This is a genomic window from Gemella sp. 27098_8_92 (assembly GCF_041433685.1).
Taxonomy (GTDB): Bacteria; Bacillota; Bacilli; order Staphylococcales; family Gemellaceae; genus Gemella.
In genome coordinates this window covers 48,855-61,630 of the sequence record NZ_JAPWBZ010000007.1, presented here as the reverse complement: position 1 = coordinate 61,630, position 12,776 = coordinate 48,855, and the positions used below count along the sequence as shown (strand labels likewise).

Genomic DNA, 12,776 nt, shown 5'->3' with positions numbered 1-12,776 from the left:
TTTTATTTGAAAAACAAGCCACTATTCTAGAATAGTAGCTTGTTATTTGCTTTATATAATTAGTTGTTTTCTTTTAGGAATTCAACAGTTTTTTGGATAACTAATTCTCCACGAAGGTCTTCTACACTAATACGTGTTCTTACTCCTTCTTCTGTCATATTGTACATAGTTGCAAGTTCTTTTACTTCTGCATCGATATCAGCATCTGTTACTTCAACTTTCTCAACTTCTGCAATTTCTCCTAATACGAATGAAGTTTTGATTTTATTCTCAGCATCAGAACGCATTTCTGCTTTAAGCTCATCAGCACCTTTACCAGTGAATTGTTCATATAATTCAAATGATAACCCTTGACGTGATAAGTTTCCAGCGAATTGTTCAAACATAGAATTAACTTCTTGATCGATTAGTTTTGTTGGAACTGTTAATTTTGCATTTTCTACTGCTGTAGAAATTACTTTATCAGAATAAGCTTTTGCAGCCGCTTCTTCTTTTTGAACTCTAATTTCTTCTTTTAATTTTTCTTTATATTCAGCTACTGTTGAAGCCGCTTCTTTTGAAAATTCTTTAACAAACTTATCTGTTAATTCTGGTAAAACTTTTTCTTTTACATCGTGAATTGTTACTTCAAATCTTGCTTCTTTTCCAGCTAAGTCAGCTACTTGATAGTTTTCTGGGAACGTTACGTTAACTTCAGTATCTACCGGTGCAGCTTTCCCTTCTAATTGATCTTCAAATCCAGGGATGAATGAACCTGAACCTAATTCTAATTCATATCCTTTGGCTTCTCCACCATCAAATGCCTTATCTCCAATGAATCCTTTAAAGTCGATAACTACAATATCTCCTTTTTTAGCTTCACCTTCTTTGATTTGCCATTCAGCTTGGTTACTTAGTAATCTTTCTAATCTTTCTTCTACGTCAGCTTCAGTTACTTCTACTTCTTCTTTTTTAATTCCTAAGTGTTTGTATTCACCTAATTCTACATTTGGTTTAACAGTAACTACTGCTTCAAATGTTACTCCATTTTCTTTGCTGATTTCTTTTACATCGATATCTGGCATAGCTAATGGTGAAACTTTTAACTCATCAATAGCTTTAGTGTAGGCAGCTGGTAATACTGCATCTACTGCATCTTGGTATAATGCTTCTTCACCGTACATTTGGTTAAATACGGCTCTTGGTAATTTACCTTTTCTAAATCCTGGTGCATTAACACGTTTTACAGCGCGCTTGAATGCACTATCTAATCCTTTCGCAAACTCTTCTTTTGATGCTGAAAATGAAATAACTACTTTTCCATCTTCTTGATTTAAAATTTGTGACATTTATTCTTCCTCCAAAATACTTTTTAGTATTACAAAAATATTAGTATAAAATACTAAAAACTCTTGATTAATTATATAGTAAATGTAATAAAAAGTCAATTATTAGCGTCCTAAAATGTACTTTCCAAGAGTTTTTACACTATATTTTTTTAACAAATGAGCTTTAATACTAACTCTTTTTTTATACATACTAGTATCTAGCAAAATTCACCTTAAGTAGCCTATATTATTCCTCATTATCTCCCATTTAAATACCGATTAAAGTCTTTTATTAATATATCATTTTGTTTATAATTTGGATAATAGTACTCTAATAATTTATAAAATTTAGGTGTATGATTAATTTCCAACAGGTGCGTTAGTTCATGAACTATAATATGTTCAAGGCAAGATATTGGATATTTTACAAGTTCTTCATTTATCCATATGCGCTTAGCTTCTAGATTACATGTACCCCAACGTGTTTTCATCTTTTTAATACGCAATTCGTTTGCTTTAACATTCATTATCAGCTCGTATTTTTTTATAAAGTAAAGGCTTTGCTGGCGAAGTTTTTCTCTTATACCCTTTTGAAATATTTTCTCTCTATCTTGGTTTTCATCTTTTACAACTAATACTATTTTTTCTTCTGTTATTATCAAGGTATTTTTATTAGAATTTACAACTTCTAAAGGCAGCTCTTGCCCGAAAACAAAATAAGTTTCACCTGTTTTATATTCTCTTTTTTCAAGTAAATTGTTGATAATATTATTTTGACATTTTTTTAGTTCGGCTATATTATCATGTATCAACTTTTTAATTATATAATTTGGCGTTCTAAAAGGGGCTTTGACAACTATATCACCATTCTTTTCTACTCGTAGATAAATTCTTTTCATACCTTTACGGTATTTCACAGTGACATCTAACTCCCCTACTTTTAATTTTTTGTTCACAATAATAAGCCTCCCTTCGTCTTATTATTTCAACTCATTCCCTACTAGCGCTGTTCCTATTCTTATATGGGTTGCGCCTTCTTCAATCGCTATTTCGTAATCATTACTCATCCCCATCGATAAAAACTTACACGGGGCATATTCTAAACATAAGCCTTTTATTTCATCACGAAGTTCTCTTAATTTTCTAAAACAACTGCGCAATGTTGCCTTATCTTCTAGAAATGGAGCCATTGTCATAAGTCCAACAACTCTAATTTTTGGGTATTCTTCTAAACCTTTAATGAATTCTAATACCTCTTCAGGTGTTAAACCATGTTTACTTTCTTCTCCAGATGTATTAACCTGTACAAAACAATTAATTACATGTTCTGCTCTTTTTTCTATTTCAACCGCTAAGCTCTCACGATCTAAGGCGTGAAAATAATCCACTTTGTTTATTACATCTCGTACTTTTCTTGTTTGTAAACTTCCTATCAAATGCCAAGTAGCCTCAGGAAACTTTTCTTTTCTTTCAGCATAATTAACAGCTCTATTTTCGGCAAAACCATGAATACCCGCTTCTTGCGCTTCTTTCACTCGCTCATCACCAACATATTTTGTTACAGCTATTAAGGTAATATCTTCGAAATTTCTACCGCTTTTTTGACAAATATTTTTTATATCGTTATTAATTTTCTCTAAATTGTTTTTTACATTCACCTTTATTACCTCTAAATTTAATCTATAATATCATCTTACCATATTTTAAGCAAAAATATAAGGAGCAGGCTAATTGCACTAGACCCTTTCTATCACCAAAATGCCTAGTACTATAACTCTACTCCTTGTGTTTATTATTTTATTTTTTAGCGACTAACTCCAAAGTTTTTCCTTCTATCTTTCCTATAGTTTCAGGTGTATATTTTCCTTCTACCCAATCAAGAACTTGGTCATTATAATAATCACTCATAAAGTGTCCACTTTGTCCTGGACCAACTACATGATGTCCTACTTTTGTATCGAAATCATAAACAAATCTCCAAGAAGCACCATGATTTACCAAACCATCGTCAGTTTGTTTAGCTGCTTGGACAGTTACTTTAGATCCTGAAATCGGATATTCTTTTGGATTTAGGAAATACGCCAATATATCTGAAGATTTTGACAACGGATGTCTAAAACCTAGTTTGTGATTAGCTCCCCATTTCCATGAATTTACATCTTCTCCATATTTTGTTTTAAGTTCTGATATGGCTGTGTTTAGACTTTCTTCTAAAACCTTATTAAGGCCTCCTTTTTCTTCGATAAGATTTATTTTCTTACCTGTAAGAGCATCTCGTAAAATCTTATCTACATAGCTTTCTTTATGCGGCATAAATTTATATGCTTCCGGACTCATCTTATCTTTTAGGATTTTTTCACGAATAACTCGCATCCATGTATCATATATTAACGGTGCTGCTTCATCTTTATTATCCATGTAATCCCAACTATTTAATTTATTATATACATCTTTGTTAGAAACTGATGTGTTTTTCAATAAATCTTTTAAAAATTCCTGTGCATATAGATTTTTGGTATCCATTTGAAGATTTTTCATATCATCTACTGTTAAATCATTCTTAGCTTTTAACACTTCATCAATTCTTGCTTTTCTATACGGTTGTGCCCAAACGTTTGAAGTATGATAATCTGTTTTATATGTTTCTGTATTGGCAGTCGCAATAAAACCTTCTTCTGGATTAATAACTTTTGGTAATTTATCAAAAGAAATATAACCATCCCATCCGTACTCACTACTGTATCCTGGAACTGGTAAATTCCCATCACCTTTTTTACGAATAGGGACATTACCGTTTGATTTATAGCCAATATTACCTTCATTATCTGCAAAAACAAAGTTTTGAGCTGGTGCTTTAAAGTCTTCTAATGCTTTTTCAAACTCTGTCCAGTTTTTAGATTTATCAATTTTTAAAATTGCTTCTAATTCTTGTGTTGACTCTAAAGCTGTCCATTGCATAGAAAAACTCTTATTAGTCTCTCCAAGAGGTTTTAATAATTCATCAATAATTGGACCATGTTTTGTTCTTACTACATCAAATTTTTCATCATTTCCATTTTTAACTTTTATATTGTAAGAATCTACCTGTGCATCGTAGTACTTTCCATCATATTCAAAACGATGTGGGTTATTTGCATCACGTTTTTCGATATATAAATCTTGAACATCAGGACCAAAATTAGTAACACCCCAAGCTATATGCTCATTATGACCTAGAATAATTCCTGGGATACCTGGGAAAATAACACCAGAAACTTTATTGTCAGGAGTATTTAGACTCATTTGATACCATACTGATGGTGTTGCAAGCCCTAAGTGTGGGTCATCAGCTAATAAAGGTTTCCCTGATTTTGTCTTCTTCCCAGAAACTACCCAGTTATTACTACCATTTTCCATAGGTGGACGTTCTGTATTAGCTACCTTCTCATCTACTTTAACATCTATACCTAGGTTAGCTTTAATAATATCTTCATTATCTTTATTTTTCGAAAAGCTTTCCGGCAATAATTGTTTTAAATTTTCTTCTCCTAAATTATTTAGAACCCAAGAGTTAAATCCTAGGTGATCCCAATGTCCTCCAAGATCATAAGCCATATACTTCCCAATTGTTAGCGAATCAATAGCTGTCCATTTTTCTGGTTTATAATTTAATAAAGAAAACTCATATGATAATTTATTATTTTTTACCGCCTCATCAATATAAGCGTTAACTCCTTCTGCATAATCCTCCAAGATTTTTTTAGCCTCATCTGAATAGCCTGCATATGAATCCTCTGCTGCTTTACGCAATGAAAATACTAAAAACTTTTTATCTGTTTCTAAAGCGGCTTTCCCTACAATTTCAGATAATCTACCACTCGCTTGTCTACGAGCTAAATCCATTTGAAACAACCTATCTTGAGCATGAACATATCCTTGTGCTCGATATAAATCTTTTTCATTTTGTGCTTCTATCGTCGGAATACCTTTGTTATTGCGAGTTACTTTGACATTATTTTCTAAAAAATTCACCTCGACTTTTCCTTCTATCGTCGGTAATGACTTATTCACAAAATAATATCCATAACCAGCACCAATAACTAAAAGTGCCAATAATCCTATTACTAATCTTTTAATAATTTTAAATACTTTTTTACTCATAATACCTCCTACTATTTTCTTATGAACTAGTATATTTTTCAATTATAGTAATAATATTACTGTTTTGCAAATGGAGTTTTCTTAAGAAATAAGTATTCTATATATCAATATTCTATGCTAAACACTTTTTTGTCATATATAATGGATAAAGCATATCTTTTTATATTTTATAAACTGACTTCCATTCTTTATAATTCATCTTTTGTTTATTATTTTATATTTTCTACTTTTCTCCATGTTTTATAAATATAATCTCATCATTCTTCTTTAATTAAACTATATTTTTATAAAAATTTTTAAAAAAGGTTTGAAGTAAAGATACCCCAAACTTTTTTAAACACTATTATATTTTTGTGAATTCCTTTTCAATATTATTCTAACGCCTAAAAAGAAGTATATTATACAACTAATAAATAATAATCCTAGGCTGAAAATAAGTAATAAAATACTATATACTAACAATAAAAATGCAACAACATTATGATTAATATTTTTCTTAAATAGTACATATATTAATAATAAAAACAGTATTATTAACAATGCGAAATATGGCCAAGCAAGTTGCCCCATTACTTGAAAAATAAAATGCATATCTTTAGTCGAAACATTAGCACTATCTTGTGTTAGTCTTGTTTGCTCACGAATCTGATTAACAATCTTTGTTCGTAGATATTCATTTCCTACATACTCTTTAAATATGCTTATCATTCCGCCAATAAAAACTACATAAATAATATACACAATACTTGAAATAACTAATAAAGTTTTTTCTGATTTTTCAAAAACCATTATCTATCACCTTTTATTTTACACTTAGCGCAAGTTCCATAAAACGCTAATGAATTATCTTGTACTTCAAAAGAATATTCTTTCTTCATGTACTCGATAAGTTTATTAAAGATTGGATTAGAAACTTTTTCTATCGTATTACAGTTAGTACATATTAAATGATGGTGCAGTTGTCCATCAACACTTTGTCTTAAATGATACTTAGAAACTCCATTGCTGAATGATATTTTCTCTAAAATTTTTAATTCATAAAAAATATCTAATGTTCTATACACCGTTGCTATACCAATATCTGGTGTTTTTTCTTTTAAGATAAAATACAATTCCTCTGCACTCAAATGCAGCTCGCTATTCTCTACTAAAATCTCAACAATTTTCTCTCTTTGTGGTGTGAGTTTATATGGAGATTTTTGAATAATTTTTATTATTTCATCATAAATATTCATATATTATTTCGTGCCTTTCCTATTTTTTAAGTACGCTAATGCCAACATAGTCTTACTGTCAGTTATAATATTTTCATCAAGAAGTCTAAAAGCTTCATCTAATGGGTATTTTTTTAAATTAATAAATTCATCATCATCAGGATTTTGTTCACCTGCATGTTCTAGTCCTTCTACAAAGTAAATCGTAATTAACTCCGAGCTGTATCCTAGTGCAACATGGACATCACAGATTTTTTCTAATTGATCTTCTGTTACTGTATATCCTGTTTCTTCCTGTAATTCTCGGATTGCAGAAAGTTTTTTATTATCTTCTCCAGGCTCTAATTTCCCTGCTGGTATTTCTAATGTCACAGCCTCAATTGCTTTTCTATATTGTTCAACTAAAATTACTTCATTATCTTTTGTCAACGCAAGAACTGCTATTGCTCCCCTATGATTTATAAGCTCACGTTCTGACACTTCTCCATCAGGTAAACTTACTGTATGTACCTCTACATCAAGAACTTTACCTTTAAAAATTTTCTCAATAGATATTGTTTTTTCTTCTAAATCTTTTCTCATAACTTCCTCCAATTACTTATAAATTATATTCATCAAGATCATGGGCAATTGATACTTTAATAGTTTTATCTATTTTTTCTACCACGCTTTTTTCTGTATCAACATCATATCTTGCACTTATATGCGTTAAAAATAATCTTTTTACTGTACTCTCTATAATAAAGTTTTCTATATCCAAAATACTTAAATGATAATTTTTCCTAGCATGATGTGCATCTTTTTCATCTAAATAAGTACACTCTGAAATAATAATATCACTATTTTTCACAAACTCATTTAACTGTGGAAAATATCTCGTATCTGGAATAATTACAATTTCTTTTTTTGGTTTATCTTCCGATAAAAACTCAGAAGAATTATATGTAGTTCCGTTGTAAACAAAACTATCCTGTTCTTTTATATTTTTATAAAATGGTCCCGGCATTATCCCTAATTTTTTTAATTTTTCCGCATCTAAGCTTCCCTTTTGATTTTTAAAGATAATTTTATAGCCAAAACACTCTATATTGTGGTTTAGAGGATAGGCGGATACTACTACAGTTTTATTATCTATTATACACTGTTCGCTAGAAAATTCAACGTATTTAACATCAAAGTTAAGTGAACAATGTGTGAACAGAAGATTTTGTTCAACAAATTGCCTTATTCCTACTGGACCATATATTGTTACTCCCGATTCCTTACTGTCTAAAAGAAAATTACGCGAAGATAAAAAGCCGATAAGACCTAATATATGATCAGCATGCAAGTGACTAATAAATATTTTTGTTATTTTAGTCGGTTTAATATTTGTTCTTAAAATTTGGTGTTGTGTCGCTTCTCCACAATCAAACATCCAACACTCCTTTAGCTCTTGCATAAAATTAAAAACAAAGCTTTGCGTATTTCTAAATTTTGCAGGGAGTCCTGCTCCTGTTCCTAAAAATTGTAGTTTCATATGTTCTATCCTCCTTTCAAATTATTCAGATTTGATATTATTACCTTGTTCTTTAGTATACTCTGTAGAAAAACTTCAGAGTGGAAATACTATCTTCTCTGAAGTTTTCTTTTTATAGTTTTACTACAAAAACCTGGGCATCTTGTAAACAAGTAATAACATGCTCAGACCCCGCTGGTATTTCTAATAGTTCAAATTCATTAACTATTTCTACTTGTTCATCATAAGCAACTGTTATTTTACCACTAATATTCAGTAATAATATAGTTTTATCATTGCTATATGAGTCAGTTTGGTTCCCTGTTTTTAGGTTCATATGAACTACTTGATAGCGTTCATTTTCTAAAATTATTCCACCTAATAATGTATTTTTATCTAATTTTACTTTTTTCATAATAATTATCTTCCTTTACGTTTATATAATCCATCTTCTTCTATCATTATCAATTTATTTTTAAATAATCTTCCAACCGCTCGCTTGAAGCTACCTTTACTCATACCAAACACAGCTTTAATATCTTCTGGCGACGATTTATCAGTAAATTCGCAGTAGCCGTTGTTTTCAATATAGTCCATAATAGCTTGCCCATCACTATCCATTCTCTCATGAGCACGTGGTAAAAACGAACCGTTAACTTCACCATTATCTTTAACCCCAATAACACGCAAAGTAACTTTTTCTCCAAGTCGTGGTTCGCGTTCACGTTCGCTTTCGTGAACAAAAATCTTATAACCATCTTTCGATAATAGGAATGTACCTACACGCATCAAACGATATGGATATGCCTCTATATCTTTATTTTTCAAACTCTTTGGTGCTTTTGAATAAAGAGAACTTATAATAGTTTCTGTCGCAAGACGCGCAAACAATTGTCCACTAAAGTCACGGCGTAGAGTTATGAATAATTCATCCCCCTCTTTTGGCCAAACACTCTTTAATTTTGGTAAATCTTCTCCTAGAAGAGGAATTTCACGAGAAAATCCAATATCTAATCCTACTCTATCTTCTTCTACTTTTACAACTTTACTAAAAGCATAATCACCATAGATAACTTCTGGAGTATTTGGTGTGGCGAATAATTTCCCACTTCTTGAGGGATAAACAAACATAGAATATTCTTCGCCAACTTCATAATCATCTAAACTCTCTACATCTGATTCATTACAACTTATTTCTTCATCGCTTGGCCCTTTAAAAACTAATGACGAACTCTTTTTCTCCACTAGCTCCAAAAAGTGAATTTCTCCTGTTATATACTTAATATCTTCTTTTTCCATCTAATACCTCTTTCTTTTATATTTTAACTATTATTCTAGATTTATTCAATTACTTATATCAATTCATACTTCTATTTATTTCATAAAAAAAAGGCTGACACCCAATATCAACCTTTAAATCACGCGGTAAAAGCAGTATCAAGGTGTACTTACTTAACCATATTCTTTATTTGTTCTAATTGATTTACTCTTATCTCCTTAGGGAGGAACCTTCTTATTTCATCTTCATTATACCCTACTTGTAATCTTTTATCATCTACTATGATAGGTCTTCTAAGCATCCCTGGATTATCTTGAATAACTTTATACAACTCTTGAATCGACATACTCTCAATATCTAGATTTAATTTTTGGAAAGTTTTTGATCTAAAAGAAATAATATCCTCTGTACCATGCTCTGTAATAGATAAAATATTTTTAATTTCATCCGTTGTCAGTGCCTCAGAAAAAATATTTCTCTCTACAAAGTCAATATGGTTTTCTATAAGCCAAGCTTTTGCTTTTCTACAAGAAGTACAACTAGGCGATGTAAACAATGTAACAACCACCAGCACTCACACTCCTTTATAAAAATAACATTAATATTTTTATAATTCTATATACTATTATATTATACTACATATATACTCCTTTGGCAATATAATATTGAAGAAATATTTTACTTTGCCAACTGAAAACCCTTAAAAAATATGTCCTTAATAATAAATGTTTTTAATAAATTAATAGCTAGTTTTTTTAGCTATTCCTCGAAATATTTCATGAATTCTCTAAGAATTTCTCTATAAAATTTTTAGTTAGAGTTCTCATAAATTTTTAAAAATAAATTAATATTTCTCCCCTGACACTTGCAGTCTATAAAGTGAAATTGACAAATAGATATTCATGTGTTAATATATATCTATGCCAGCATGGCGGAATTGGCAGACGCACTGGACTCAAAATCCAGCGATGGCAACATCGTGCCGGTTCGACCCCGGCTGCTGGTATAATGATTAAGACAAGGTTTTTAAGCCTTGTCTTTTTTGTTGTTTATACTTTTTTCGGAATAAAAGTTACTAAAAATTACTACTTTATAATAACTCATCTAATTTATTACCTCCAGCTATTTTGCTTTACAAGGTAACGGGTTTATGATACTATTATGTATAACAAGATAGTTCTTTCAAATAAGATTTTTCAACTCGTTGAAAGGAGATTTTTAATGGAAATTAACACTTCTCAAATATTAAAAGGAACTTTAGAAGCATGTATACTTCAACTAATAAAAAATAAAGATATGTATGGCTATGAAATTACTGAACAACTTTCCAAATATGGTCTAGATATAGTTGCTCAAGGAACTATTTATCCATTACTTATGAAATTAGAAAAAGAAAATTTGGTTGTTAGTTATTTAAAAGAAAGTAACTTTGGACCTCCTAGAAAGTATTATTTGATTACTGAGGAAGGTAATAAATATATAGTTAATTTTAAAGATGTATGGAGCAATATAAGTACAACGATAACTGAGATTTTAAAAAATGACTAAGATAAAAAAGGAGGGGCTCTTATGAACATTCAAAATTTATTAGAATATAATAATAAACTAAGAATGCAACTTAATGAAGAAAATAAAAAATATTACGAAGAACTTTTGATTGCTTGTCGCGCGAAAGCTATAATAGCTAAGGAAGCTGTACTAGAAATTCAATTATTAGAAATATTACAAGATTTAATTGCATATCAAAAGCAAGGGAAAAACTTTCCTGAAACTTTTGGTAATGATATAAACAAACTACCTGATTCGATAATTAAATTATTACCAAAAGAAAATAAAACAACTACATATCGATTTATGTTATCCTATATCTTAATTTTAATAATAAGTCTTTTATTTCCTTCAATTTTCGCTAAAAGCATCCAACCATACTTAACAGTATTTTCTATTTTGGTACTAATTTTAGGATCTGGTATGTGCATTTATCTACTACTTTATAAAAAAACAGAAAAAAATAAATGGCTAATTTACTTTACATCTCTTGTATTATTTGAAATATCTTTATTCTTAGTCACAATCTTAGAAAAATTAAGTGTATTTCCTTATTATCTAACTGTAAGAATTGAACTTTCAAATAACTTTTTATACCTCTATGCTACCTTTAGTATACTAGCAATTACTTATGTTTATTTAACTTTTAAAAAATATTATTCTAAAAAATTATAATCTATTATGCTCGACAACAATTCGTCGAGCTTTCTTTTCTGAAAAAGTTCACCTATAGCAAATAATTTTATTTTAAAAATAACATTTTTATTCTTGAATAATTTTTTTAAACTTGTTATAATGTTAAAACAATGATACAGGAGGTGAGATTATGCATAATTCTATTTTTGACAACTTAAAAAAGGCGGAACAAGGTGCTAAACTAAGTATTTTATCATACTTATTCCTTACTATATTAAAATTAGGAGCAGGTTTTATCTTCCGTTCTTCTGCACTTGTTGCTGATGGAATAAATAATGCAACCGACGTAATTTCTTCGATTTGTGTTCTTGTAGGTCTAAAAATTTCTCGAAAACCTGCTGATGAAGATCATCTCTATGGTCACTTTAGAGCAGAACTTATTTCAACACTTATCGCCTCTTTTATTATGCTCTATGCAGGAATAGAAGTTATAATTTACGCTGTAGAAAAAATTATAACTAATAGCTATGAACAACCTAATATATTATCAGCTATTGTTGCTTTTATAGCGTGTGTTATTATGCTAGGTGTATATTTTTACAATATTGGTCTATCTAAAAAGCTAGGTAGTAAATCTTTACAAGCTGCAGCTTTAGATAATCTTAGTGACTCTCTTGTTTCTCTAGGTACTTTAATCGGAATTGTTGCAACATATTTAGGTTTTCCTATTGCTGATTCTATAGTAGCCATTATTGTTGGCGCACTTATAGTTTGGACCGCAATAAATATTTTCAAAGAATCTACCTATGTTCTTACCGATGGCGTTGACACCGAAGTAATCGAAAAAGTTAATGATCTTGTCAAAGATATTGATGGTGTTATTTCTATAGTTGATACTAAAGGACGTACACACGGGTTATTGTATTTTATTGATATTACAGTTACGGTTAGCCCTACGCTTAATGTTAAAAAGAGTCATGAAATCACCGTCAATATAGAGAAAAAACTTGCAAGTGAATTCTATTATTGTGAAACATTAGTTCACCTCGAACCACATGGTATAGATTGTCATCCTACATTACAAGCACAATCGTAAACTACTCTCAAAAATAACTTATTATTTTTAAAGGGTAGTTTTATTTTTTTTACTAGCT

General features: G+C 30.0%; 14 protein-coding genes and 1 tRNA gene. 4 read left to right on the top strand and 11 right to left on the bottom strand.

Annotation, left to right across the window (positions count from 1 at the left end):
• Positions 1-59: 59 nt before the first annotated feature.
• The 11 genes from tig to spxA form a co-directional block, all read right to left on the bottom strand.
• Positions 60-1,328 carry a trigger factor gene (tig, locus tag O3802_RS06320; protein ID WP_371458769.1) on the bottom strand — a complete coding sequence of 423 codons (1,269 nt, stop codon included), beginning with the start codon at positions 1,326-1,328 and terminating at the stop codon, positions 60-62.
• A gap of 236 nt (positions 1,329-1,564) precedes the next feature.
• Entirely contained in the window at positions 1,565-2,263 is a 699-nt protein-coding gene (locus O3802_RS06315) for a M48 family metallopeptidase (RefSeq protein ID WP_371458768.1), read from the bottom strand.
• A gap of 24 nt (positions 2,264-2,287) precedes the next feature.
• The gene (locus tag O3802_RS06310) at positions 2,288-2,965 is read right to left on the bottom strand and encodes a YggS family pyridoxal phosphate-dependent enzyme (RefSeq protein WP_371458767.1); all 678 of its coding nucleotides are present in this window, start codon (positions 2,963-2,965) and stop codon (positions 2,288-2,290) included.
• A gap of 139 nt (positions 2,966-3,104) precedes the next feature.
• Positions 3,105-5,447, bottom strand: coding sequence for a penicillin acylase family protein (locus O3802_RS06305; protein ID WP_371458766.1), 2,343 nt, complete (start codon positions 5,445-5,447; stop codon positions 3,105-3,107).
• A gap of 333 nt (positions 5,448-5,780) precedes the next feature.
• The gene (locus O3802_RS06300; RefSeq protein WP_371458765.1) at positions 5,781-6,236 is read right to left on the bottom strand and encodes a DUF4064 domain-containing protein; all 456 of its coding nucleotides are present in this window, start codon (positions 6,234-6,236) and stop codon (positions 5,781-5,783) included.
• Entirely contained in the window at positions 6,236-6,682 is a 447-nt protein-coding gene (locus tag O3802_RS06295; protein WP_371458764.1) for a Fur family transcriptional regulator, read from the bottom strand. Before O3802_RS06295 ends, O3802_RS06300 begins: the two co-directional genes overlap by 1 nt.
• 3 nt (positions 6,683-6,685) lie before the next feature.
• The gene (locus O3802_RS06290) at positions 6,686-7,243 is read right to left on the bottom strand and encodes an NUDIX hydrolase (RefSeq protein WP_371458763.1); all 558 of its coding nucleotides are present in this window, start codon (positions 7,241-7,243) and stop codon (positions 6,686-6,688) included.
• 16 nt (positions 7,244-7,259) lie between these two features.
• Entirely contained in the window at positions 7,260-8,180 is a 921-nt protein-coding gene (rnz, locus tag O3802_RS06285) for a ribonuclease Z (RefSeq protein WP_371458762.1), read from the bottom strand.
• Positions 8,181-8,292: 112 nt separating this feature from the next.
• Positions 8,293-8,574 carry a hypothetical protein gene (locus O3802_RS06280; protein WP_004633243.1) on the bottom strand — a complete coding sequence of 94 codons (282 nt, stop codon included), beginning with the start codon at positions 8,572-8,574 and terminating at the stop codon, positions 8,293-8,295.
• Positions 8,575-8,579: 5 nt separating this feature from the next.
• Complete coding sequence (locus O3802_RS06275) at positions 8,580-9,458, bottom strand: CvfB family protein (protein ID WP_371458761.1); 879 nt, start codon at positions 9,456-9,458, stop codon at positions 8,580-8,582.
• Between the two features lie 149 nt (positions 9,459-9,607).
• Positions 9,608-10,006, bottom strand: coding sequence for a transcriptional regulator SpxA (gene spxA, locus O3802_RS06270; protein WP_004633246.1), 399 nt, complete (start codon positions 10,004-10,006; stop codon positions 9,608-9,610).
• A gap of 354 nt (positions 10,007-10,360) precedes the next feature.
• Here spxA and O3802_RS06265 point away from each other — a divergent pair.
• From O3802_RS06265 to O3802_RS06250, 4 genes are all read left to right on the top strand, one after another.
• A tRNA-Leu gene (locus tag O3802_RS06265) sits at positions 10,361-10,444 on the top strand.
• A 215-nt stretch (positions 10,445-10,659) separates the two neighbouring features.
• On the top strand, positions 10,660-10,986 hold the full coding sequence (locus O3802_RS06260) for a PadR family transcriptional regulator (RefSeq protein ID WP_371458760.1): 327 nt from the start codon (positions 10,660-10,662) through the stop codon (positions 10,984-10,986).
• A gap of 21 nt (positions 10,987-11,007) precedes the next feature.
• Positions 11,008-11,661, top strand: coding sequence for a DUF1129 domain-containing protein (locus tag O3802_RS06255; protein WP_371458759.1), 654 nt, complete (start codon positions 11,008-11,010; stop codon positions 11,659-11,661).
• A gap of 151 nt (positions 11,662-11,812) precedes the next feature.
• Positions 11,813-12,718: a cation diffusion facilitator family transporter gene (locus tag O3802_RS06250; RefSeq protein ID WP_371458758.1), complete on the top strand. Its 906-nt coding sequence runs from the start codon at positions 11,813-11,815 to the stop codon at positions 12,716-12,718.
• The last annotated feature ends 58 nt before the right edge of the window (positions 12,719-12,776 follow it).